Raw genomic sequence first — 22698 nt, forward strand, 5'->3', positions numbered from 1 at the left:
CATATTAGTGGAATACGGCGTGCTCCGAAACTAAAGAAAAGCCCCTGTCTCATTATTATGTTCAGGGGCCTAAAAACTTTAGTTTTTTGTTTTGGAAATAGGCGACACAAAAGCTCGCCGACTTAATTCCATTGACTACGTACTGACTGTTTCTACCGGAATGATATCCCGAAGGTTGTAAAGCTCAATCAGAGTCGATAACCGATCACTGACACCGGTTATAGTGAGTGAGACCCCTTGTTTGCTTCGCAGTTCACGAAAGTGCACCAGTAGCGCCAAACCGGATGAGTCGACACGCTGTAATTGGCTGACATCAATATGGGTTTTATCGGCCAGCAGTGCCGCGCGCTGCTGCCAAAGAGGCAACAGCGTTTCACGATCCAACTCACCTTGTAGTACCAGCGTCTCCTGCTGGGAGTGCCAGTTCAGTTCATTTGCCATCATTATTTCTTGTCTAAGGTAATCGGCTGTTTCGCTGCAATCAGCAGTTGTTGAGTCAAGCCATCAACCCCCTTCTGGCGCAGGATAGATGCCCACTCATTTTGCTTGGTGCTGATCATGCTAACCCCTTCGGCTATCATGTCATACGCCTGCCAGTTACCCGTTTGGCTATTTTTACGCCATTGGAAATCTAAGCGCACCGGTGGGCGACCATTGGGGTCAAGGATAGTCACACGAATAGCCACAATATTGGCATCACCCAGTGGTTGGTCTGGGGCAACGTCGTAAGTTTGGCCGTGGTACAGCGCCAATGCCTGACCATATGCCTGTTCCAGATATTGGCCGAAGGCATTGAAATAAGCCTCACGTTGCGCTGGTGTTGCCGCTTTATAATAGCTACCAAGCACCAGTGCGCCGGCATACTTGATCTGGACAAATGGCAACAGCTCTTCACGGACGATGGTGCGTAAATAGTCTGGGTTTTGTTTGATCTTAGGCTGTTCAGTTTTCAGGCGCGTGAATGTTCTTTGCGCCGCTTCATCCATCAGACGGTACGGGTTGGTTTGATCGACAGCATTTGCCAGTGGGGCAACCACCAGCAATGCGACCATAAGTAAGCGTTTAAACATTCAGATTCCCTTTTATGGATGTTGAGTTGCAGGCAAACTACCATTTGCTGCCGGTGTTAGTTCGCCAGCTGTTGGTGCTGCTGGCTCACTCGCTGGCGCACCAGAATTACCATCCCCGCCACTTTTGTACAAGAACTGACCGATAAGATCCTCCAGAACCAGCGCTGATTTGGTGTCTTGAATCACGCCACCATCTTTCAAAATAGTAGTACCCATATCTGGATCTTCAAATCCGACATTTAGCGCGAGGAACTGCTCACCTAACAATCCGGAGGTGCGGACTGCCAGTGAACTGGTATCTGGGATATGGTTATAGCGCTGTTGAATATCCATCGCTACACGAGGGCTGTAGTTTTTGGTATCCAGAGTAATATCTGCTACCCGCCCAACCACCACGCCACCAATCTTGACCGGCGAATTGGTTTTCAGACCACCAATATTGTCAAAATTTGCGTAAATCCGGTAAGTTGGCTGATTGCCCACCGATTTAATGTCTGCTACTTGTAGGCAGAGGAATATGACTGCCAGTATAGCAATCAGTATAAACGCGCCTACCCAGACTTCACTTCTCTTCGTTTGCATCGACTCAGTTCCCAAACATCAGTGCTGTCAGCACAAAATCTAATCCCAATACCGCCAGCGATGAATGCACCACGGTACGGGTCGTTGCCCGGCTAATCCCTTCAGAGGTTGGGATCGCATCATAACCATTGAACAGCGCAATCCAGGTCACGGTAATGGCAAATACCAGACTCTTAATCAGGCAATTTAGTAAATCTGTACGCCACTCAACCGCATTCTGCATCGCCGACCAGAAGAAACCGCCGTCGATCCCTTTCCAGTCAACACCGACCACCGAGCCGCCCCAGATACCCACGGCAACAAAAATCGCGGTCAATAATGGCATGCTGATAAGACCCGCCCAGAACCGAGGCGCGACTACCCGCCGCAGCGGATCAATAGCCATCATTTCCAGGCTGGAGATCTGCTCCGTCGCTTTCATCAAGCCTATCTCAGCGGTCAAGGCAGAACCCGCGCGACCAGCGAACAGCAGCGCCGTCACCACTGGCCCCAGCTCACGTAGCAGTGACAGTGATACCATCATGCCGAGGCTAGCTTCCGCGCTATAGGTGGTCAGGATCAAAAAGCCTTGCAACCCCAGAACCATGCCGATAAACAGACCGGAAACCACAATAATCAGCAGGGATTGCACCCCGACGCTATACAGCTGCTTGACCAATAATGGCCACTGCTTTCGCGGTTCAGGCCGCCCAACGAGGGCATTGAACAGCATTAAACCTGCGCGACCAAAGGAGGCGCAGACATTAATGCCCCGGCGACCTAAAGACGCTAACGCCTGTACTAACATGAATACTCCATCAGCCTAATAGCTCGGTTTTATAATCCCCGGCAGGGAAACGGAAAGGCACCGGCCCGTCGGCAATACCATCGAGGAACTGGCGTACCCGCATATCGTCGTTGGCTTGTAACTGCTCAGGTGTTCCTTCAGCAATAACATGCTGATCTGCAACAATATAGGCATAATCGGCAATGCTGAGCACTTCGGGTACATCATGGGAAACCACCACACAGGTGACCCCCAGCGCATGATTCAGCTCATCAATCAACTTCACCAGCACACCCATGGTAATGGGATCCTGGCCGACAAACGGCTCATCAAACATAATCAATTCAGGATCAAGAGCAATCGCCCGCGCCAATGCCGCACGACGCGCCATACCGCCAGAAAGCTCCGCGGGCATCAGATTAGCCGCGCCACGCAACCCCACTGCCTCCAGCTTCATCATTACCGTGCTGTGCAGCAGCTCTTCTGGCAAACGGCTATGTTCACGCAGTGGAAAAGCCACATTTTCGAAGACGGTTAAATCAGTAAATAGCGCCCCGGATTGAAATAACATGCTCATTTTCTTGCGCACATCATACAAACGCTGACGTGAAAGCGTCGGAATATTATCACCATCAAACCAGATTTCGCCGGCATCTGGAGCAAGTTGCCCACCAATCAGACGCAGCAGCGTGGTTTTACCTATACCTGAAGGCCCCATAATCGCAGTCACTTTGCCGCGCGGGACCGTCATATTGATATCGGCGAATATCGGACGCTCACCACGGGTGAAACTCATCCCCTGGATCTCTATCAAATTCGACGCCATTTGATTCATTATCATTCGTCCTTTGAGCCTTTTATTACTCATCCAGCCGCCAATGCTACATCAAATGGCCGCAACGAGCGCAATTGGGAAGTAGTTTGGCAATTTATTACTGTTTTTTCGTAGCCAAAGTTGCCATAAGTTTTACTTTTCTGACTCTCGCAGTCAAAATTAGAGCCTAAGCAAAAATAAGTGTGAACACCTATTGTCAGCCATTTTTTGCCAACGGGCTATCTGTTACCAGCAGCCAATGGATCGGGATTATACCTAATAAAGGACTCTGCATGTTTCTTGCGATAACACTATTAATCATTGGCTTGGTTTTATTAGTGTATGGCGCTGATCGATTAGTCTACGGCGCAGCGGTGTTATCCCGCTCTTTCGGTATTCCGCCGCTCATTATTGGGATGACCATTGTGGGGATCGGCACATCGCTGCCAGAGTTGATTGTTTCGGTGACTGCGGCCCTCAATAACCAGACCGATATGGCGGTCGGCAATGTGCTTGGTTCCAATATTACCAACCTGTTGCTGATTGTGGGTGGCGCCGCCTTAATACGCCCGTTGACCGTGCGCTCAGAGATTTTGCGCCGTGAATTACCCTTAATGTTGCTGGTCACGGTGCTGTGTGGCTTCCTATTGGCCAATAATCATCTCAGCCGTGGGGATGGGATTATTTTGCTGCTGGCGGCGGCGGCATTTATTGTCCTGATGCTTAAAATTGCGCGACTGGCCCATGCGGAGGGAAATGATATCCTGACCCGCGAACAGTTGGCTGAATTACCGCAGGACAGTAGCACCACCGTGGCCCTATTGTGGTTAGTGCTGGCCTTCATTATTTTGCCGCTGTCGGCCAAAATGATTATTGATAATGCGACGGTTATTGCCCGCGTCGCTGGCGTCAGTGAGCTGGTCATTGGCTTGACCGTGATTGCTATCGGCACCAGTTTGCCTGAACTGGCGACATTCATTGCTGGCGCGTTGAAGGGCGAAGATGATATGGCGGTCGGTAATATCATCGGATCAAATATTTTTAATATTGTGATTGTGTTAGGTGTACCTGCGCTGCTATCCCCGGGTGATATTAACCCAGAAGCTTTTCAGCGGGATTATTGGGTGATGCTCGGTGTTAGCGTGATATTCACGATTCTTTGTCTGGGCCGTAAACATCGAATCGGCCATATGGCGGGTGCTCTGTTATTATGTGGGTTCATCGCTTATCTTGCGGTGCTGTTTTTCGCCCCTTTTAGGGTGGTGTAGCATAAGTAATGCTACCTAAAACAGTGCCACACAAAGCAGTGCTGCATAAAGCCGCGCGATAATAAATTGTGGCCTATAAAAAAGTGCTGTGTACGGGAACCAAGTATGTCTTCTTTTGATTCGCAACCAAGAATGGATTTTCAGCAGGCGGGTAAACAGGTATTGCACATTGAGCGCGAAGGACTGGCACAGCTCGATCAATACATTAATGACGATTTTTCCAGCGCCTGCGAAGCGATATTTAATTGCCATGGCAAAGTGGTGGTGATGGGGATGGGTAAATCGGGCCATATTGGCTGCAAAATTGCAGCGACCTTTGCCAGCACCGGTACACCTGCATTTTTTGTCCACCCTGCGGAAGCCAGTCATGGCGACCTTGGCATGGTCACGCCGCAAGATATCGTCTTGGCTATCTCCAATTCAGGTGAGTCCAACGAAATTCTTGCGCTGATCCCGGTGCTCAAGCGCCAGAAAATCAAGCTGATCTGCATGAGCAACAACCCTGAAAGCACCATGGGTAAAGCCGCCGATATTCACTTGTGCATTAAAGTTCCGCAAGAAGCTTGCCCGCTAGGTCTGGCCCCTACCACCAGTACCACCGCCACTTTGGTTATGGGTGATGCCCTCGCTGTGGCATTGCTACAGGCGCGCGGGTTCACCCAGGAAGATTTTGCCCTCTCCCATCCGGGCGGAGCACTTGGGCGCAAGTTGCTGTTGCGAATCAGCGATATCATGCACACTGGCGCGGAGATCCCACACGTCAGCCCTGATGCTTCATTGCGTGATGCACTACTGGAAATTACTCGGAAAAATCTGGGTTTAACCGTAATCTGTGACGATCTGATGATGATTAAGGGTATCTTTACCGACGGTGATTTACGCCGGGTATTCGATATGGGCGTTGATTTGAATAGTGCGAAAATCGCCGACGTGATGACTAGCGGCGGTATTCGAGTTCGTCCGACCATGTTGGCGGTCGATGCGCTCAATCTGATGGAGTCACGTCATATTACGGCGGTGTTGGTGGCTGACGGTGAGCAACTGCTCGGCGTGGTGCATATGCACGACATGCTAAGAGCCGGTGTCGTTTAACAAAGGATAAATTATGAGCAGCACCGTCTATTTGGACACATGCTACGGCCCAGTCGCTGACAGTGTCATACAGCGCGCGGCAAACATTCGCCTGCTAATCTGTGATGTGGATGGCGTGATGTCCGATGGCCTGATTTATATGGGGAATCAGGGCGAAGAGCTGAAAGCGTTCAATGTGCGTGATGGCTATGGTATCCGCTGCCTGATAACCTCAGGTATTGAAGTGGCGATTATCACCGGCCGCCGCGCCAAATTACTGGAAGACCGCGCCAACACCTTAGGCATTACCCACCTTTATCAAGGGCAATCTGATAAGCTGGTCGCCTATAAGGAGTTGTTGCAAGCAGTAAACTGCCAGCCTGAGCAGGTGGCTTACATTGGCGACGACCTGATTGATTGGCCAGTGATGGCGCAAGTGGGGTTATCTGTCGCGGTGGCGGATGCCCATCCGTTGCTGCTCCCCAAAGCGCATTATGTGACGCAAATCAGTGGCGGACGCGGTGCAGTACGCGAGATATGTGATTTGATATTATTGGCCCAGGATAAACTCGACGGCGCCAAAGGATTGTCGATATGAGTAAAACAAGACTATGGATAACCCTATCCCTGGCATTGATTGCTTTGGCATTGATTGGCTGGAATATGTCCGGCTTTAACCAGCAGGACACGCAAACAGTGGCTGATAATAATGAGCCATCTTCGCAAAGCCAACATACCACCACCGTGGTGTTTAATCCGGTCGGGCAATTGAGTTATAAATTGATCGCGGAAGACGTTCAGAACTTCAGTAGCCAGCAACTGACTTGGTTTACCAAGCCGGTTATGACGATGTTTGGTGATAATGCGGTTGCAACCTGGACAGTTCGGGCAGATCGCGCCAAGCTGACCGATGATAAAATGCTCTATTTGTATGGTCATGTTGAGGTCGATAGCCTGACTCCAGATGCACAATTAAAGAAAATTAAAACTGATAACGCCCAGGTTAATTTGATCACTCAGGATGTATCCTCAGACGATGAAGTTACCCTCTTTGGTGTTGGATTCACGTCTAACGGCATGAAAATGCGCGGGAACTTGCGGGACAAAACCGCTGAGCTGATTGAAAAGGTTAAAACCTCTTATGAAATCCAAAAATAAAATTCGCCATCTTTTACTTGCCAGTTCACTTTTGGCTGCAAGCCTGCCAGCACTGGCTTTAACCGGCGATACTGATCAGCCCGTTAATGTGGTCTCCGGCAAGCAAGCGCTGGATATGCAGGCGAATACAGTCACCTTTACTGACAACGTGATTATCAAGCAAGGCACTATCGAGATTAAAGCGGATAAAGTGGTTGTCACCCGCCCTGGTGGTGATCAGAGCAAAATGGTCATTGAAGGTTTTGGTAACCCGGTCACCTTCTACCAGATGCAAGACAGCGGTAAGCCGGTCAAAGGCCATGGTCAAAAATTGCGTTACGAAGTCGCGAATGACTTTGTGGTGTTGACTGGCAATGCTTATCTGGAGCAACTTGATAGTAATATCAAAGGTGATCGCATCACTTATCTGGTGAAAAAACAGCATATGGAAGCCTTCAGTGACAAAGGCAATCGCGTCACAACCGTACTATTACCGTCCCAATTACAAGACAAAGGGCCAGCAGCTTCAGGCCAAAAGAAGAGTAAGTAATCATTTATGGCAACATTAATCGCAGAAAAGCTGGCTAAGGCGTACAAAGGCCGTAAAGTGGTCGAAGACGTGAGCCTGAGTGTAAAGTCCGGTGAAATTGTCGGCCTGCTTGGGCCAAACGGCGCAGGTAAGACCACCACCTTTTATATGGTCGTCGGCATTGTCCAGCGTGACGCCGGGCGCATTGTGATTGATGACGAAGATATCAGCCTCTTGCCTCTCCATGAACGCGCTCGTCGTGGCATTGGTTATTTACCGCAAGAAGCTTCCATCTTCCGCCGCCTGAGTGTATTTAATAATCTGATGGCGGTGCTGGAAATTCGTAAAGACCTCACGGCTGAGCAGCGCCAGGAACGGGCTGATGAGTTGATGGAAGAGTTTCATATCACCCATCTACGTGACAGTCTGGGGCAGTCACTCTCTGGTGGTGAACGCCGCCGTGTTGAAATTGCCCGCGCATTGGCGGCAAATCCTAAGTTTATTCTGCTGGATGAGCCATTTGCCGGGGTTGACCCAATTTCTGTTATTGATATCAAAAAAATTATTGAGCATCTGCGCGACAGTGGTCTTGGTGTACTGATTACCGACCATAACGTGCGTGAAACGTTAGACGTTTGTGAGCGGGCTTATATTGTAAGCCAAGGGCACTTAATCGCTCACGGCACACCACAGGAAATTTTGGCTGACGAACAAGTTAAACGTGTCTATCTGGGTGAAGAGTTCCGTCTCTAATCTTCTTCCAATACAGATTGTAAGGCCGTTTTTCAGCCATTAAGGAAAATTGATACCGCATTATGAAGCAAGGTTTGCAACTCAAGTTCAGCCAACAACTGGCAATGACTCCGCAGCTTCAACAGGCTATTCGTCTGTTGCAACTCTCTACACTTGAACTCCAGCAGGAGATTCAGTTAGCGCTGGAGAGCAACCCCCTGCTTGAGCAAACGGATCTTCATGAAGAGATAGACGCCAAAGAGACAGTAGACAGTGAAGCGCTTGATACTCGCGAAGCGCTGGAACAAAAAGATATGCCAGAAGAGTTGCCGCTGGATGCCACCTGGGATGAGATCTACACCGCAGGTACGCCATCAGGAATGGGCAACGATTACAGTGATGATGAGCTACCGGTCTATCAGGGTGAAACCACCCAAACACTGCAAGATTATCTCATGTGGCAGGTGGATTTAACCCCCTTCTCTGAAACCGATGCCGCCATCGCGACCTCCATTGTCGACGCAGTTGATGAAACCGGCTATCTCACCGTCCCGCTGGAAGATATTCTGGAAAGCATGGGTGACGAGAACATCGCGCTAGACGAAGTCGAAGCCGTACTCAAGCGGATACAGCACTTTGATCCCATTGGCGTGGCAGCGCGTAACCTGCGTGAATGTCTGTTGGTGCAGCTATCGCAATATGCCAAAGATACCCCTTATCTTGCCGAAGCTCGCTTGGTCGTTAGTGACTATCTGGATTTGCTAGGCAACCATGATTTCCGCACAATGATCCGTTTAAGTCGGCTAAAAGAAGATACACTTAAGGAAGCGATCGCCCTGATTCAGTCACTGGACCCACGACCGGGCCAGTCGATCAATACCGGCGAATCTGAGTATGTCATTCCCGATGTTTTGGTCCGTAAAGACAAAGATCAATGGACGGTCGAGCTAAATGCCGATAGCATTCCACGCCTAAAAATTAATCAACACTATGCTGCCATGGGTAATAATACTCGTAATGATAGCGACGGGCAGTTTATCCGCAGCAATCTGCAAGAGGCAAAATGGTTGATAAAAAGCCTTGAAAGCCGCAATGAAACGCTGCTGAAGGTCGCGCGTTGTATTGTAGAGCAGCAGATCGCATTTTTTGAAAATGGGCCTGAGTTTATGAAACCCATGGTACTGGCTGACATTGCCCAAGCCGTAGATATGCATGAATCGACCATCTCCCGCGTGACCACGCAGAAGTTCCTGCACAGCCCTCGGGGGATTTTCGAGTTGAAATATTTCTTCTCCAGTCACGTCAACACCGAGAGCGGAGGCGAAGCCTCTTCCACCGCAATTCGTGCACTGGTGAAAAAATTGGTTGCGGCAGAAAACCCTGCCAAACCCCTTAGCGACAGTAAGCTGACCACACTATTATGTGAACAAGGCATCATGGTGGCACGGCGAACCGTCGCGAAGTACCGAGAGTCGTTATCCATCCCGCCGTCGAATCAACGTAAACAGTTGGTTTGACCTGAACTGAGAAGGAAGAGACTATGCAGCTCAATATTACCGGACATCATGTTGAAATAACCGAAGCATTACGTGAGTTTGTTAACACTAAATTTGCCAAACTTGAGCAATATTTTGATCGCATTAACCAAGTGTACGTGGTTTTAAGTGTCGAAAAAGTAAAACAAATTGCAGAAGCCACGGTACATGTGAATGGAGGCGAGTTGCACGCGAGTTCAGAGCAGGAAGATATGTACGCCGCAATTGATATTTTGGTTGATAAACTGGCCCGCCAGTTGAACAAGCATAAAGATAAATTGAAACAACATTAAGAATCCTTGTAGCTATTATACCTAACGAAGGTTCTATACGCGCGACATAACCCGAGCCAGCGGTGAAGAACAGATCACCGCTGGTTTGGGCTTAAAATAGCGCTTAAGTGAAAGATGAGATGATCAACGATCCAGCATTGCAATTAAGCTCGGTATTAAATATCGAGTGCACCAAAAGCGCCGTACATTGCTCAAGTAAAAAACGGGCTTTGGAAATTATCAGCGAGTTGGCTGCCAAACAGCTAAACCTGCCTTCACAGGTCGTTTTCGATGCTGTATTGACCCGTGAGCGCATGGGCAGTACCGGCATTGGTAGTGGCATCGCGATACCTCATGGCAAACTGGAGGAAGATACGCTGCGCGCCGTGGGTGTGTTTATCCGCCTGGAACAACCCATTGCCTTCGATGCTATTGATAATCAACCTGTTGATCTATTATTTGCCTTGTTGGTTCCGGCAGATCAATGTAAAACTCACTTACACACTTTGTCTTTAGTGGCCAAGCGATTAGCTGATAAAACAGTGTGTCGCCGTCTACGTGCAGCACACAGTGATGATGAGCTTTATCAGATCATTACAGAGTTACCGCCAGAAACGGCGTAAACGGGTAAAGGGTGCCTAGCAGCGCGGGTCTATTCGCAAACCCGCCTGTTATAGCCGGAATGTCGATTCGTAATAGTGGCGATGAGCGCCAAAGAGATACCAAGGGGAGTCACTCACATGGTGCTGATGATTGTCAGCGGCCGTTCCGGTTCAGGGAAGTCTGTTGCTTTACGCGCATTGGAAGATATGGGCTTTTACTGTGTCGATAACTTGCCCGTGGTTCTGCTGCCGCAATTGGCAAACACACTTGCCGGTAGGAATATCTCAGCGGCAGTGAGCATAGACGTGCGCAATATGCCAGAATCTCCCGAGGTATTTGAACATGCCATGACTCAATTGCCAGACAGTTTCTCACCGCAGTTGCTGTTTTTGGATGCTGACCGCAATACCTTGATTCGTCGCTACAGTGATACCCGTCGCCTGCACCCGCTTTCGGCGAAAAATCTGTCATTAGAAAGTGCTATTGATGAAGAGAGTATCCTGCTGGAGCCTCTGCGCTCACGGGCTGATCTGGTTATTGATACCTCAGAAATGTCAGTGCACGAGTTAGCTGAGATGCTGCGTACCCGCCTGTTGGGTAAACGTGAGCGCGAACTAACGATGGTGTTTGAGTCATTTGGCTTCAAGCACGGAATTCCCATTGATGCCGATTATGTTTTCGACGTACGTTTCCTGCCGAACCCACACTGGGACCCGAAACTACGCCCGATGACGGGTCTGGACAAGCCGGTCATCTCCTTCCTTGATCGCCATACTGAAGTGCACAATTTTGTTTACCAGACACGCAGCTATCTGGAACAGTGGCTGCCCATGCTGGAAACCAATAATCGCAGTTATCTGACGGTTGCCATTGGTTGTACCGGCGGTAAGCACCGCTCGGTCTATGTAGCTGAACAATTGGCAGATTATTTCCGCGCTCGTGGCAAAAATGTCCAATCACGCCACCGTACTCTGGAAAAACGTAAACAATGACCGTCAAACAGACCGTTGAGATCAAGAACAAGTTGGGGATGCACGCCAGACCCGCAATGAAATTGTTCGAGCTGGTTCAGAGTTTTGATGCAGAAGTGATGTTACGTAATGACAGCGGGACCGAAGCCGAAGCCAGCAGTGTGATTGCACTGCTGATGCTAGACTCCGCTAAAGGTCGCCAGATTGAGGTTGAAGCGACCGGCCCTGATGAGATTCAGGCGCTGAGTGCGGTTATTGAGTTGTTTAATTCGGGGTTCGACGAGGAATAGAGTTAGCGGCACACTTGCTGCTTAACATTTCCGATAGCCGCATTTATTGATTATTTATGATCAATTTGCGGCTAAAATAGATCAGCAATAATTTTATTGCGCCACATCTGACTATTATCCATAAAAATACAACCTAAATTATTTAAGCTACAAATCAATTTCTGTAATTAATCATCAGTTTACAATCAACCTCGAATAAAAACTTCATTCAGAATGATAAATTGCGGGTGATAATTTTCTAATATCAAATATGCCCCATGGCATCTTATTGATATCCATATAGCTACTGATGTCATTGGCGCTGGCGATTGTTGTCTCACTGCTCATTGCATTAGTGACGATCCCCGTCATTTTGCAACTGTTTCCCATTTGAAACCAAACCCAACAAGTAATCGTTTGCTAATCATAAAAAATGCGGCTTTTGCCCCTTGCAGAGAAATGGCACGCGAGTATAATTCGCCACAATTTGCCGGGAGATATGATGAAAAGCTGCTTAGATTTCGCTCAACATCGTCGTTTTGTTGAAAATGACCCAATTGAGGGTCGACAAAATGGCCAGCCAGCTGGCAGCAAACTGCCGTGGTTTCTCCCGTTGCTAAACCGATCCTGTAAGGCCCCTCGTTGAGGGGCTTTTTTTTGTCTGTCGATCGGGCTGAATTTCACCTTAACTGCATTACAACCGATTAAAAGCCCGCGACCACGGGCAGTCACAGAGGAGAGCGAAAAATGGCCAACCCGTTGTATCACAAACATATCATCTCAATTAACGACTTATGTCGCGATGACCTGGAACTGGTGCTACGCACCGCGGCCAGCCTGAAGAACCACCCGCAACCTGAGCTGTTAAAACATAAAGTGATCGCCAGTTGCTTTTTCGAAGCCTCAACCCGCACCCGTCTGTCGTTTGAAACCTCGATTCATCGCCTGGGCGCATCCGTGGTCGGTTTCTCTGACAGCAGTAATACGTCGCTAGGCAAGAAAGGCGAGACACTGGCCGATACCGTGTCGGTGATCAGCACCTATGTGGATGCCATCGTCATGCGCCACCCACAAGAGGGCGCGGCCCGACTGGCAGCACAATTCTCCGGCAATATACCAGTGGTCAATGCTGGTGATGGTGCAAACCAGCATCCGACGCAAACCCTGCTCGACCTCTTCACCATTCAGGAGACCCAAGGGCGGCTGGATAACATCAATATTGCTATGGTCGGTGACCTGAAATATGGCCGCACTGTGCATTCACTGACCCAGGCGCTGGCAAAATTCGACGGCAATCGCTTCTTCTTTATCGCCCCGGATGCGCTGGCAATGCCCGCCTACATCCTGCAAATGTTGGATGAAAAAGGGATCGAATACAGCCTGCACCAAAGCATTGAAGAGGTGGTCGCGGATCTGGATATTCTCTACATGACTCGCGTACAAAAAGAGCGCCTTGACCCGTCAGAATACGCCAATGTCAAAGCACAATTTGTCCTGCGTGCTGCGGATTTGAATGGGGCGCGGGATAATCTCAAAGTGCTGCACCCACTGCCACGCATCGATGAGATAACCACCGATGTCGATAAAACGCCTTACGCCTACTATTTCCAACAGGCAGGTAATGGGATTTTTGCCCGCCAGGCGCTACTGGCACTGGTCTTAAACGCTGAATTGGCTCTTTGAGGGAGAATTGCACATGACTCAGGATTACAAACTACAGGTTGAAGCGATCAAATGTGGCACCGTGATTGACCATATTCCGGCGCAGATCGGATTCAAATTGCTATCACTATTCAAACTGACCGCGACAGATCAGCGTATTACCATCGGCTTGAACTTGCCCTCTAAGCGCTCAGGCCGTAAGGATCTGATTAAAATAGAAAATACTTTCCTGACTGAGCAACAAGCCAACCAATTGGCGATGTATGCCCCAGACGCGACCGTCAATCGCATCGATAACTACGAAGTGGTGAAGAAGCTCACCCTCAGCCTGCCAGAGCAGATCGACGGCGTCCTCACCTGCCCGAACAGCAACTGCATCAGCCATAATGAGCCGGTCGACTCCAGCTTCAAAGTGAAAGCCAAATTGGGCGAGATCCACCTGAAGTGCAAATATTGCGAGAAAGAGTTTGATCATCAGGTGGTGCTGCAAGCGGATGAAGTTCTGTAAATGGATGACAAGCGGTAAGCGAATTAACACGGCGGCCGGTAGCAAACTTAGTTCGCGCGGGTTGCCGTTATTCACCCCAGCTTTATAATGATGGAAATAATTTCTGTATCACATAAACCAGGAGTCACCATGTCACGCATTATCAGCACTGAACTCGCCCCTGCCGCCATTGGCCCTTATGTCCAGGGTGTTGATCTGGGCAGCATGATCTTCACTTCCGGCCAGATCCCGGTTGATCCTAAAACCGGCCTGGTGGCTGATGAGGTTTCAGCTCAGGCACGTCAGTCACTGGAAAATGTGAAAGCTATCGTCGAAGCGGCTGGCCTGAAAGTTGCCGATATCGTGAAAACCACGGTATTCGTGCAAGATCTGAATGATTTCAGCACAGTTAACGCCACTTACGAAGCCTTCTTCAATGAGCACAGTGCGCCATTCCCTGCGCGTTCATGTGTTGAAGTGGCGCGTCTGCCGAAAGATGTCAAAATCGAAATCGAAGCTATCGCGGTACGTCGTTAATTCTGCTGTATTGCGCCACGGCTGGTGATTGCCAGCCGTGTTTTTTGCTCCACCATAAATACTTCCCCCCTTTTCCCTGTGCGCCATGGCAGATCATCATGCTAATGATGTGGCAATTTTCTGCCCATCAATAAAGCAGCAGACTCACTGATTGCACCCTAATAGTGCTGAAATCGCGCTAATCCCCCCTATTTTGCCTGTTTTACGAGCTGGCACAGTTTATGCGTAATCCTCACTACAGCCGGTTCTGTTTGCGAGGTAATAATGCTGAACATCGACCTTTCCACATCACGATTTTTCGATGAAATGTTACTGGCGCAGGGGCAACACCGAAGCCATTACGACGCCTACTGGCAGTGGTTACAACAGGCCGATCAACTGACCATTGCGCGCAAGCGCGAAGAAGCTGCGCTGCTGTTTCACCGGGTGGGCATTACCTTCAATGTGTATGGTGACGATGATGGCGCCGAGCGCTTAATCCCGTTTGATAGCGTGCCACGTATTATTCCTGCCAGTGAATGGCAGATGTTGGACCGTGGCATTCGCCAACGTGTTCAAGCGCTGAATGCGTTTCTGCATGATATTTACCACGATCAACACATCCTAAAAGCAGGGATTATTCCGGCTGAACAAGTGTTAGCCAATGACCAATATCAGCCCTGTATGCAAGGGGTGAACCTGCACCGCGACACCTACGCACATATCATTGGCGTGGATATGGTTCGTAATAGCGATGGCCTCTATTATGTGTTGGAGGATAATCTGCGCACCCCATCCGGCGTCTCCTATATGCTGGAAAACCGCAAAATGATGATGCGGCTCTATCCGGAGCTGTTTGCGCAACAGCGCATCGCGCCGGTTGAGCGCTACCCTTCCCATTTGTTGCAAACACTGCGCGAAAGCACGCCAATCAACGATCCTACCGTGGTGGTGCTGACCCCTGGGCGCTTTAATAGCGCCTATTTTGAGCACAGTTTTTTAGCGCAGCAGATGGGGGTCGAGCTAGTTGAAAGCGCGGATCTGTTCGTCAAAGAGGGGGCGGTCTTTATGCGCACCACCGCCGGCCCTTGCAAGATAGATGTTATCTATCGGCGAGTGGACGACGCCTTCCTCGACCCACTGGCTTTCCGCCCGGACTCCATGCTCGGTGTCCCTGGGCTACTATCAGTCTATCGGGCAGGTGGGGTGGTATTGGCTAACGCAATTGGTACTGGCGTTGCAGATGATAAATCTATCTATCCGTATGTGCCGGAGATGATCCGTTTTTACCTCGCCGAAGATCCTATTCTGGCGAATGTCCCCACCTGGCAATGCCGCCAACCTACTGATTTATCTTATGTCTTGGCGAATCTGGATCAGATGGTGGTGAAAGAAGTTCATGGCGCAGGGGGCTATGGCATGTTGATCGGCCCCGCGGCCACCCAAGCGGAGATTGCCCAATTCCGCCAGTTGCTACTGGCGCGACCACAAAACTACATTGCACAAGAGACCCTCGCTCTCTCGACCTGCCCGACCTTTGTAAACAACGGCCTTGCCCCACGCCACATTGATCTGCGCCCTTTTGCCCTCTCCGGCGCGGAAATTCGTCTAGTGCCCGGTGGCCTGACCCGCGTGGCACTGGCGGATGGTTCACTGGTGGTGAACTCCTCACAAGGCGGCGGCACCAAAGACACTTGGGTATTGGAGGATGATGCATGTTAAGCCGAACAGCCAGCGAGCTTTATTGGATGGCCCGCTATCTTGAGCGGGCAGAGAACATCACCCGAGTGCTGGATGTCACCAACCGGCTATCGATGATGCCCACCAGCACCCGCGTGAATTTTGATCTATTGGTGCCCCTCAGTTTGAGCAACACGCAGGCCCTGTTTGCCGAACACTACCCGCAGGTGTCGATGACCCACCTGCTCAATTTTTTCGTGCTCGACAGCCATAATCCCAGCAGTATCTTCAGCTGCTTACAGATGGCCTGGAACAATGCCCATGCGGTGCGCGGCAGCTTGTCATCCGAGGTCTGGGAAAGTATCAACGCCACCTGGATTGAGATGAAACAGCTGCGCCGACAGGGGATCAGCGCCGCCGGTATTGATGCCTTTTTTGACTGGGTTAAAGAGCGCTCACATCTCTTTCGTGGTGCGGTTTACGGCACTTTACTGCGCAGCGATGCACTCTATTTTATTCGTCTGGGCACCTTGATTGAGCGGGCTGACAGCACCGCTCGCCTGTTGGATGTGAAAAACCAGTTGCTGGATAGCGATGATGATCCGGTGCGCGAATACTACCGCATGGACACCTTGCTGCGGGCCGTCAGTGCCCGTGAGGCGTACCACAGCTTGTACAAGCAGCAACTCAGCCGCGAGGCGATTGCGGAACTGCTGATTTTACGCAATGAGATCCCCCGCTCCCTGCTGGCCTGCATCAACGACATGGAACAGCAGTTGGAATTGATTGGCGGCAGCCGCAGTCATCAGCCACGGCGGTTGGTCAGTATCTTGCTTGCCGAGCTGCGTTTTAGCAGCATTAACGATGTGATGGCCGATGGCCTACACCTCTATCTGATGGATTTTTTAGGCAAGATCAATGCGATCGCTGACAGCATTCGTCAAACCTATCTGGAGGTCCAATGAGACTGAATGTCGATCACAGCACCCACTACACCTATGCACAGCAAGTGCAGCACAGCACGCAGTATCTGCGCCTAACGCCACAGGATTCGGCGCACCAGCGAATTCTCTCTTGGCAACTGACCTTACCGGAAGATGCCATCTGCACCACTGATGCCTTTGGCAATGTGCTGCACGTACTGACGCTGGATAAGCCCCATCAAGCCATCACCATTCAGGCCCAGGGGGTGGTGGAGATTGAAGATAACATGGAGGATGACAGTGGCGACCACCTATCCCCACTGGTGTTTCTGCGCCACAGTCCACTGACTCAGCCGGATTTCGCCATTCGCCAATTTGCATCCGGTTATTGTCAGGGCGTGACCCATGCGGATGCACAATTGGATTGCCTGACACTGATGATGGGCGAGCTGCTGGCAAAAATGCCCTACAGCCCCGGCACCACCACGGTTCAGGACAGCGCAGCCCAAGCTTTTGCCGCCGGGCAAGGGGTATGTCAGGATCACACCCACGTCTTTCTTGCCTGTTGCCGAAGTTTAAATATTCCGGCACGCTATGTAAGCGGCTATCTTTATACAGAATCCTCCAGTCATGTTGCGACCCATGCTTGGGCCGAAGTGTGGCTGGATGGGCATTGGCAGAGCTTTGACGTCACCAATAACACCTGCAAACCGAATCAGCATTTGAAACTGGCGGTGGGCATAGATTATCTGGATGCCTGCCCAGTGCGCGGCATTCGCCGAGGCGGTGGTTATGAGGATATGCAAACCATTGCTGCCGTGCATATGTTATCGACCCCGCGACGCGATATGTCGCAATAAAAGGATACCGTGCAATGACTTACTGTGTGGCCATGCGGCTGTCGTCCGGGTTAGTGTTTGCTTCCGACTCCCGAACCAACGCCGGAGTGGATCATATTTCCACTTTTCGTAAATTGCATCTGTTTCAGCAACCGGGCGAACGAACACTGGTGGTGCAAAGCGCGGGCAATTTGGCGACCACACAGAGTATTGTCAGCTTGCTGCAACGCCGCTGTCTCGATCCTGAGCAAACCAACTTGATGAATGTCGCCTCAATGTACGAAGCCGCCACCCTGTTGGGTGAAACGGTGCGTGAGGTGATTAACCGGGACAGCGGCGCACAGCAAAATAGCGGCGGCACCGATTTTAACTGTAACCTGTTGTTAGGTGGTCAGATTAAGGGTGAAGGGCTACGGCTGTTCCACATCTATCCGCAGGGTAATTTTATTGAAGCCACTCAGGACACCCCCTATTTTCAGATTGGCGAGAGTAAATATGGGAAGCCCATTATTGATCGCGTGTTGAGCTACGACACCCCACTGGATCAGGCGATGCAATGTGCACTGATTTCGATGGACTCGACTTTACGCAGTAATTTATCCGTGGGCTTGCCGCTGGATGTGATGATCTACCCCCTCGACAGTTTCAGCACCGAACAGCAGTATAGAATCACCGAGGATCACCCCTATTTTATGATGATCCGTAAGGGCTGGGGCGAGGGTTTGGTGAGTATTTTTGCGCAGTTACCGGGGTTGAAATTGGGGAGGTGATTCGGTTTTGGTGATAGGTTTCGGTTGATAATCGTTCAGGCGATTGGTTCGGTTGTTAACGCTTCACGGCTTGCCTTGCCTGCATAATAGATCGGATCTGGTTTCGGTTGATATTCGTTCAGTGATCACCTGACCCTCGTCGCCTCAACCGAGCAGGAGGGCAGGCCGGCCCTCCTGCACCTGCGGCTTGCGCGAAATATTGTGGCTGCGCCATCCCCTCCGGCAGCTTGCCGGCTAATCGAACCGGGGCTGACTCGCTCCCAGCTCGACAACCCCTTTCGCCGCGTCCATGCGGCTCATTCGGCCTGCAATCTTTGTCGGCAATATTCCTGATTGCGCTTAAGGTCAAAAGAGAAAGTCAAAATCAAAACCCTGTTTTTAGGTTTTGAAGTTAAAAGCACATTTGAGCTGCCGAGTGAAGAGTGGAGGTAGGACGCGAGGCATGGATGCCGAGCGAGCCGTGCTTGAGCAGGAGCGAATCACGGCGGTCCGTCAGCGTAATGATGAGCGAGGGCACCCACGAAGTGGGCAAGCGATACGTGCGCTAGCGCAGGGGTTCCAAGGGGGTTACGCGCTTGTAACCCCTTTGGCGGTTGGTTCATCGGAGGCAAGGTGAGCGGTGACGCTTTAACAACCGAACCTACCACTAACTGAATATCAACCGAAACCAGATCCGATCCAACTGAACTGAATTGAATTGAATTGAATTGAATTAAACTAACTCACCCTTTGATCCAATAAACCCCCTCATACCCCCGCAACACCATCTCCTGCGGTTGGAAGGCGCTTTCACCGTAGCTGCTCATCAATAGTTGCCAATTGCCACCCAGCTCAATCCCCTCTGGCTGCCATGCCTGCGGTTCACCACTCAGGTTCGCCACCACCAACAACTGCTTACCCTGCCAACTGCGAAAATAGCACCATAAATCAGGATGTTGCGGACAAAGATCCTGATAATCGCCAAACGTGAACAGATCATGTTGCTTACGCAGGGCGATTAAGTATTGGTAGGCATAAAACACTGAGTCAGCATCCGCCAGTGCAGCATCGACATTAATATCACCATAGTTACTGCATGGCTCAATCCACGGCGTCCCTTGGCTGAATCCCGCATTGCGGCTGCGATCCCACTGCATTGGTGTTCGGCCATTATCGCGGGATTTCACTGCCAGAATCGCCAATAACTCATCAGGTTCGCGCCCTTTGGCACTCAACTCAGTAAACATATTCAGGCTTTCTACATCACGGTATTGGCTGATAGAGCTAAAGTTAGGATTGGTCATCCCAAGCTCTTCGCCCTGATAGATATAGGGGGTGCCCTGCATACCGTGCAGCACCATCGCCAGCATCTTGGCCGCCGGCAGACGCAAAGCACCTTCATCGCCAAAGCGCGACACAATGCGCGGCTGATCGTGGTTGCACCAGAACAGCGCATTCCAGGCGCGATTATGCATCCCCTGCTGCCACTGGTTAAAAATCTGCTTTAGCTCAACCCGATCCGGCGGTATCAGCGACCACTTCTCGCCATTGAGATAATCCACTTTCAGATGATGAAAGTTAAAGGTCATCGACAGCTCATCGCCACCCAGTGCGGCATAACGCTGGCAATGTTCAAGGCGGGTGGAGGACATCTCACCCACCGTCATCAGGCCGCGTGGTTGAAACACATCGCGGCTCATCTCTTGTAAAAATTCGTGGATACGGGGGCCATCGGTGTAGAAACGGCGGCCATCGCCCTCAAAATCATCAGGAAAGTCCTGCTGTTTAGAAACCAGATTGATCACGTCCAGCCGCAAACCATCGACGCCAATATCAGCCCAGAACTCGCACACTTTTTTCAGTTCATCGCGTACCGGCTGATGCTCCCAGTTCAAATCCGCCTGTTCGGTGGCGAACAAATGCAGGTAATATTGACCACTGGCGGCGTGCCATTGCCAGGCGTTACCGCCAAATTTCGAGCGCCAGTTATTCGGTAAGTTATCACCCTCACCATCACGCCAAATGTAGAACTGACGATAAGGGCTGTGGCGATCCTGCGCAGCTTTAAACCAGGCGTGCTCGGTGGAGGTGTGGTTAAACACCATATCCATCACGATACGGATCCCGCGCTGATGGGCTTGCGCGACCAGATTTTTGAAGTCGTCCAGTGTGCCGTAAGCCGGGTCGATGGCGCAGTAATCCGCGACGTCATAGCCGTTATCCACTTGTGGCGAGAGATAGACGGGTGTCAGCCAAATGGCGTCAATGCCGAGTTTTTGCAGATAATCCAAACGTTGCGTCACCCCCGCCAGATCACCAAAGCCATTGCCGGTGCTGTCCTGAAAACTCTTCGGGTAAATCTGATAAATGACGCCGTTTTGCCACCAAGGGATAGGATTATTCATAGCAGACTCTTTATTCGTAGAAAAACAGAAACCGTGGGAAAAATGACGCCGCCAGTGTATCACCAGCGGCGTTTCATGACTTAAACCGGCAGCTCGCCGCGACTCTCTTTACGTTTATAAACCATAATCGTCAGCAGCAGTGGCACCACAATCGCCACCAACATCGCCAAAGCATAGATGCCCCAGAACTGTGGCTTAATGGATAAAATACCCGGCAGACCGCCGACACCGATGCCGTTCGCCATCACCCCCGTCAATCCGCAAATCAGGCCCGCCAGTGCAGAGCCAATCATGGCGCACAGCATCGGGAAGCGGTATTTCAGGTTGATACCATACATGGCCGGTTCAGTGACCCCGAGATAAGCCGAGATGGCCGCTGGCACCGAGATTTCGCGCTCATTAATTTTGCGGCTAATAATGATGATGCCCAGTACCGCCGAAGCCTGCGCGATGTTAGAGAGTGCAATCAACGGCCAAACTGGCGTGCCGCCCATGCTCTGAATCATCTGCATATCAATGGCTAACGTGGTTTGATGCACACCAGTGATAACCAACGGCGCATATAGGAAACCAAACAGCGCGGCACCAATCGGCGCGAAACTGCCGGTCATCACTGCTTTCACACCCCATGCCACCCCATCACCAATCATGCGGCCAAATGGCCCAATCAGTGTATGGGCGAGGAACACCGCCAGCAGCAGGGAAACCACCGGCACCACCACCAGATAGAGGTAAGCGGGGATGATTTTCTTCAGGTTGGTTTCAATCCAACCCAGCGCTAAACCCGCCAGAATCGAGGGGATAACCTGCGCCTGATAACCCACTTTTTCAATGGTGAACCAGCCAAAATTCCACACCTCAGGAATTTGTTGGCCCAGCAGATAGGAGTTCATCAGCTGCGGTGAAACCAGCGTGATACCCAGCACAATCCCCAATACCGGAGTGCCGCCCATTTTCTTCACTGTCGACCAGCAGATAGCCACCGGCAGGTAGAAGAAGATAGCTTCGCCCAGCAGCCAGAGGAAGTCATAAATGGTTTTCCACGCCGGATACATCTGCGCCAGCGTTTTACCGTCGCTCATCGGGATATCACCGATCACGTTACGGAAACCGAGGATCAAACCGCCGCTGATCAGCGCCGGTAACAGCGGGAAGAAGATCTCGGCAAAGTGAGAAATACCGCGCTCAAACCAGGTCATATTCTGCCGCGCCGCCAGCTTGGTTTGCTCTTTATCCACTTCATTCAGGCCAATTTTGGCGATCAGCGCCTGGTAGTAATCGTCCACTTCTGGCCCGATAACCACTTGAAATTGCCCGGCATTGGTAAAGCAGCCTTTGACCATCGATAGATTTTCGATCTCTTTTGGCGAGGCTTTAGAGGGATCATTTAACACAAAACGTAGCCGGGTAATGCAGTGGCTGACGGAGGCAATATTCTCTCTGCCTCCCACCAGTACGATCAATTGATCGATATCTTGTTGTTTTACTTTGCTCATTTCAACGTACCTTTCAACGGTGGGATAGCGTGCTGAGTGATAAAGCTTTTTTTTTATCTGTAAGGTCTATCTTGAATAAAAAAGAGTGAAAACGGCCGTCGGCACTATGGGGGTCGCCAGTATTAAAACCATCACCGATTAAATATTCGACTAATTAAAGATTAGCTACGTATTTATATTTATGGAATGGGAACGTTCCCAACTTGCGTTGAAGATCACAGTTTGGCAATTTTTTGTGCCAGATAAGTCGCCAAAAACAGGAGCGCTGCCGCTGTTTACCCACCACTCAGGATGGGATAGCGGCTAACAGCAGAGTAAGATG

General features: G+C 50.5%; 25 protein-coding genes. 18 read left to right on the forward strand and 7 right to left on the reverse strand.

Translation table 11 applies throughout. The features are described 5' to 3' along the window. Nucleotides 1–135: 135 nt before the first annotated feature. From mlaB to mlaF, 5 genes are read right to left on the reverse strand one after another with little or no spacing between them, the layout of a single operon-like run. The gene (gene mlaB, locus HRK25_RS03965) at nt 136–441 is read right to left on the reverse strand and encodes a lipid asymmetry maintenance protein MlaB (RefSeq protein ID WP_032898352.1); all 306 of its coding nucleotides are present in this window, start codon (nt 439–441) and stop codon (nt 136–138) included. Between the two features lie 2 nt (nt 442–443). Continuing rightward, the gene (gene mlaC / locus HRK25_RS03970; RefSeq protein WP_032898351.1) at nt 444–1070 is read right to left on the reverse strand and encodes a phospholipid-binding protein MlaC; all 627 of its coding nucleotides are present in this window, start codon (nt 1068–1070) and stop codon (nt 444–446) included. Between the two features lie 12 nt (nt 1071–1082). Then, on the reverse strand, nt 1083–1652 hold the full coding sequence (gene mlaD, locus HRK25_RS03975; protein WP_032898350.1) for an outer membrane lipid asymmetry maintenance protein MlaD: 570 nt from the start codon (nt 1650–1652) through the stop codon (nt 1083–1085). Nucleotides 1653–1656: 4 nt separating this feature from the next. After that, on the reverse strand, nt 1657–2439 hold the full coding sequence (gene mlaE / locus HRK25_RS03980) for a lipid asymmetry maintenance ABC transporter permease subunit MlaE (protein WP_004874080.1): 783 nt from the start codon (nt 2437–2439) through the stop codon (nt 1657–1659). Nucleotides 2440–2449: 10 nt separating this feature from the next. Then, entirely contained in the window at nt 2450–3253 is an 804-nt protein-coding gene (gene mlaF, locus HRK25_RS03985) for a phospholipid ABC transporter ATP-binding protein MlaF (RefSeq protein ID WP_032898349.1), read from the reverse strand. Nucleotides 3254–3525: 272 nt separating this feature from the next. Here mlaF and HRK25_RS03990 point away from each other — a divergent pair, with 272 nt between their 5' ends. The 18 genes from HRK25_RS03990 (at nt 3526) to HRK25_RS04075 (ending at nt 18496) form a co-directional block, all read left to right on the forward strand. Next, nucleotides 3526–4500: a calcium/sodium antiporter gene (locus HRK25_RS03990; protein WP_032898347.1), complete on the forward strand. Its 975-nt coding sequence runs from the start codon at nt 3526–3528 to the stop codon at nt 4498–4500. A 105-nt stretch (nt 4501–4605) separates the two neighbouring features. Continuing rightward, the gene (kdsD, locus tag HRK25_RS03995) at nt 4606–5592 is read left to right on the forward strand and encodes an arabinose-5-phosphate isomerase KdsD (protein WP_032898346.1); all 987 of its coding nucleotides are present in this window, start codon (nt 4606–4608) and stop codon (nt 5590–5592) included. A 13-nt stretch (nt 5593–5605) separates the two neighbouring features. Further along, nucleotides 5606–6169: a 3-deoxy-manno-octulosonate-8-phosphatase KdsC gene (gene kdsC / locus HRK25_RS04000; RefSeq protein ID WP_005276598.1), complete on the forward strand. Its 564-nt coding sequence runs from the start codon at nt 5606–5608 to the stop codon at nt 6167–6169. Continuing rightward, nucleotides 6166–6729 (forward strand): LPS export ABC transporter periplasmic protein LptC, encoded by a 564-nt coding sequence (gene lptC, locus HRK25_RS04005; protein WP_032898345.1) that lies wholly within the window; start codon nt 6166–6168, stop codon nt 6727–6729. The genes kdsC and lptC overlap by 4 nt, the downstream gene beginning before the upstream one ends. After that, nucleotides 6713–7258 carry a lipopolysaccharide ABC transporter substrate-binding protein LptA gene (gene lptA / locus HRK25_RS04010; RefSeq protein WP_032898344.1) on the forward strand — a complete coding sequence of 182 codons (546 nt, stop codon included), beginning with the start codon at nt 6713–6715 and terminating at the stop codon, nt 7256–7258. Before lptC ends, lptA begins: the two co-directional genes overlap by 17 nt. Before the next feature lie 6 nt (nt 7259–7264). Beyond that, on the forward strand, nt 7265–7990 hold the full coding sequence (lptB, locus tag HRK25_RS04015) for an LPS export ABC transporter ATP-binding protein (RefSeq protein WP_005276593.1): 726 nt from the start codon (nt 7265–7267) through the stop codon (nt 7988–7990). A 62-nt stretch (nt 7991–8052) separates the two neighbouring features. Continuing rightward, nucleotides 8053–9486 carry an RNA polymerase factor sigma-54 gene (rpoN, locus tag HRK25_RS04020; RefSeq protein WP_005276591.1) on the forward strand — a complete coding sequence of 478 codons (1434 nt, stop codon included), beginning with the start codon at nt 8053–8055 and terminating at the stop codon, nt 9484–9486. Between the two features lie 23 nt (nt 9487–9509). Continuing rightward, nucleotides 9510–9797: a ribosome hibernation promoting factor gene (hpf, locus tag HRK25_RS04025; RefSeq protein ID WP_004874071.1), complete on the forward strand. Its 288-nt coding sequence runs from the start codon at nt 9510–9512 to the stop codon at nt 9795–9797. A 119-nt stretch (nt 9798–9916) separates the two neighbouring features. Continuing rightward, on the forward strand, nt 9917–10399 hold the full coding sequence (gene ptsN, locus HRK25_RS04030) for a PTS IIA-like nitrogen regulatory protein PtsN (protein ID WP_032898357.1): 483 nt from the start codon (nt 9917–9919) through the stop codon (nt 10397–10399). A gap of 117 nt (nt 10400–10516) precedes the next feature. Beyond that, entirely contained in the window at nt 10517–11371 is an 855-nt protein-coding gene (rapZ, locus tag HRK25_RS04035) for an RNase adapter RapZ (RefSeq protein ID WP_032898343.1), read from the forward strand. Then, a complete protein-coding gene (gene npr / locus HRK25_RS04040; RefSeq protein WP_032898342.1) occupies nt 11368–11640 on the forward strand; it encodes a PTS phosphocarrier protein NPr in 273 nt (90 codons plus the stop codon). Before rapZ ends, npr begins: the two co-directional genes overlap by 4 nt. Before the next feature lie 726 nt (nt 11641–12366). After that, nucleotides 12367–13302, forward strand: a complete 936-nt coding sequence (pyrB, locus tag HRK25_RS04045; protein ID WP_005276579.1) for an aspartate carbamoyltransferase — start codon at nt 12367–12369, stop codon at nt 13300–13302. 13 nt (nt 13303–13315) lie between these two features. Further along, nucleotides 13316–13789, forward strand: coding sequence for an aspartate carbamoyltransferase regulatory subunit (gene pyrI, locus HRK25_RS04050; protein ID WP_005276577.1), 474 nt, complete (start codon nt 13316–13318; stop codon nt 13787–13789). A gap of 129 nt (nt 13790–13918) precedes the next feature. Further along, nucleotides 13919–14305, forward strand: coding sequence for a 2-iminobutanoate/2-iminopropanoate deaminase (ridA, locus tag HRK25_RS04055; protein WP_032898341.1), 387 nt, complete (start codon nt 13919–13921; stop codon nt 14303–14305). Nucleotides 14306–14569: 264 nt separating this feature from the next. After that, entirely contained in the window at nt 14570–16006 is a 1437-nt protein-coding gene (locus HRK25_RS04060; protein ID WP_005276574.1) for a circularly permuted type 2 ATP-grasp protein, read from the forward strand. Then, nucleotides 16000–16929: an alpha-E domain-containing protein gene (locus tag HRK25_RS04065; RefSeq protein WP_032898340.1), complete on the forward strand. Its 930-nt coding sequence runs from the start codon at nt 16000–16002 to the stop codon at nt 16927–16929. Before HRK25_RS04060 ends, HRK25_RS04065 begins: the two co-directional genes overlap by 7 nt. Next, nucleotides 16926–17747 (forward strand): transglutaminase family protein, encoded by an 822-nt coding sequence (locus tag HRK25_RS04070; protein WP_032898339.1) that lies wholly within the window; start codon nt 16926–16928, stop codon nt 17745–17747. The genes HRK25_RS04065 and HRK25_RS04070 overlap by 4 nt, the downstream gene beginning before the upstream one ends. 14 nt (nt 17748–17761) lie before the next feature. Next, on the forward strand, nt 17762–18496 hold the full coding sequence (locus HRK25_RS04075; RefSeq protein WP_032898338.1) for a proteasome-type protease: 735 nt from the start codon (nt 17762–17764) through the stop codon (nt 18494–18496). Nucleotides 18497–19218: 722 nt separating this feature from the next. Here the strand turns inward: HRK25_RS04075 and treC are convergent. Further along, nucleotides 19219–20880 carry an alpha,alpha-phosphotrehalase gene (gene treC, locus HRK25_RS04080; protein ID WP_032896647.1) on the reverse strand — a complete coding sequence of 554 codons (1662 nt, stop codon included), beginning with the start codon at nt 20878–20880 and terminating at the stop codon, nt 19219–19221. An 80-nt stretch (nt 20881–20960) separates the two neighbouring features. Then, the gene (gene treB, locus HRK25_RS04085; RefSeq protein ID WP_005271434.1) at nt 20961–22376 is read right to left on the reverse strand and encodes a PTS trehalose transporter subunit IIBC; all 1416 of its coding nucleotides are present in this window, start codon (nt 22374–22376) and stop codon (nt 20961–20963) included. Nucleotides 22377–22698: the final 322 nt, after the last annotated feature.

This window comes from Yersinia bercovieri ATCC 43970 (assembly GCF_013282745.1).
Taxonomy (GTDB): domain Bacteria; phylum Pseudomonadota; class Gammaproteobacteria; order Enterobacterales; family Enterobacteriaceae; genus Yersinia; species Yersinia bercovieri.

Coding starts and splice junctions, on each gene's coding strand:
- ridA (WP_032898341.1), top strand. CDS start 13,919: ATGTCACGCATTATCAGCACTGAACTCGCCCCTGCCGCCATTGGCCCT.
- mlaC (WP_032898351.1), bottom strand. CDS start 1,070: ATGTTTAAACGCTTACTTATGGTCGCATTGCTGGTGGTTGCCCCACTG.
- kdsC (WP_005276598.1), top strand. CDS start 5,606: ATGAGCAGCACCGTCTATTTGGACACATGCTACGGCCCAGTCGCTGAC.
- mlaB (WP_032898352.1), bottom strand. CDS start 441: ATGGCAAATGAACTGAACTGGCACTCCCAGCAGGAGACGCTGGTACTA.
- rapZ (WP_032898343.1), top strand. CDS start 10,517: ATGGTGCTGATGATTGTCAGCGGCCGTTCCGGTTCAGGGAAGTCTGTT.
- hpf (WP_004874071.1), top strand. CDS start 9,510: ATGCAGCTCAATATTACCGGACATCATGTTGAAATAACCGAAGCATTA.
- kdsD (WP_032898346.1), top strand. CDS start 4,606: ATGTCTTCTTTTGATTCGCAACCAAGAATGGATTTTCAGCAGGCGGGT.
- treC (WP_032896647.1), bottom strand. CDS start 20,880: ATGAATAATCCTATCCCTTGGTGGCAAAACGGCGTCATTTATCAGATT.
- HRK25_RS03990 (WP_032898347.1), top strand. CDS start 3,526: ATGTTTCTTGCGATAACACTATTAATCATTGGCTTGGTTTTATTAGTG.
- mlaE (WP_004874080.1), bottom strand. CDS start 2,439: ATGTTAGTACAGGCGTTAGCGTCTTTAGGTCGCCGGGGCATTAATGTC.
- rpoN (WP_005276591.1), top strand. CDS start 8,053: ATGAAGCAAGGTTTGCAACTCAAGTTCAGCCAACAACTGGCAATGACT.
- mlaD (WP_032898350.1), bottom strand. CDS start 1,652: ATGCAAACGAAGAGAAGTGAAGTCTGGGTAGGCGCGTTTATACTGATT.
- pyrB (WP_005276579.1), top strand. CDS start 12,367: ATGGCCAACCCGTTGTATCACAAACATATCATCTCAATTAACGACTTA.
- lptA (WP_032898344.1), top strand. CDS start 6,713: ATGAAATCCAAAAATAAAATTCGCCATCTTTTACTTGCCAGTTCACTT.
- npr (WP_032898342.1), top strand. CDS start 11,368: ATGACCGTCAAACAGACCGTTGAGATCAAGAACAAGTTGGGGATGCAC.
- HRK25_RS04065 (WP_032898340.1), top strand. CDS start 16,000: ATGTTAAGCCGAACAGCCAGCGAGCTTTATTGGATGGCCCGCTATCTT.
- HRK25_RS04060 (WP_005276574.1), top strand. CDS start 14,570: ATGCTGAACATCGACCTTTCCACATCACGATTTTTCGATGAAATGTTA.
- pyrI (WP_005276577.1), top strand. CDS start 13,316: ATGACTCAGGATTACAAACTACAGGTTGAAGCGATCAAATGTGGCACC.
- treB (WP_005271434.1), bottom strand. CDS start 22,376: ATGAGCAAAGTAAAACAACAAGATATCGATCAATTGATCGTACTGGTG.
- mlaF (WP_032898349.1), bottom strand. CDS start 3,253: ATGAATCAAATGGCGTCGAATTTGATAGAGATCCAGGGGATGAGTTTC.
- HRK25_RS04070 (WP_032898339.1), top strand. CDS start 16,926: ATGAGACTGAATGTCGATCACAGCACCCACTACACCTATGCACAGCAA.
- HRK25_RS04075 (WP_032898338.1), top strand. CDS start 17,762: ATGACTTACTGTGTGGCCATGCGGCTGTCGTCCGGGTTAGTGTTTGCT.
- ptsN (WP_032898357.1), top strand. CDS start 9,917: ATGATCAACGATCCAGCATTGCAATTAAGCTCGGTATTAAATATCGAG.
- lptB (WP_005276593.1), top strand. CDS start 7,265: ATGGCAACATTAATCGCAGAAAAGCTGGCTAAGGCGTACAAAGGCCGT.
- lptC (WP_032898345.1), top strand. CDS start 6,166: ATGAGTAAAACAAGACTATGGATAACCCTATCCCTGGCATTGATTGCT.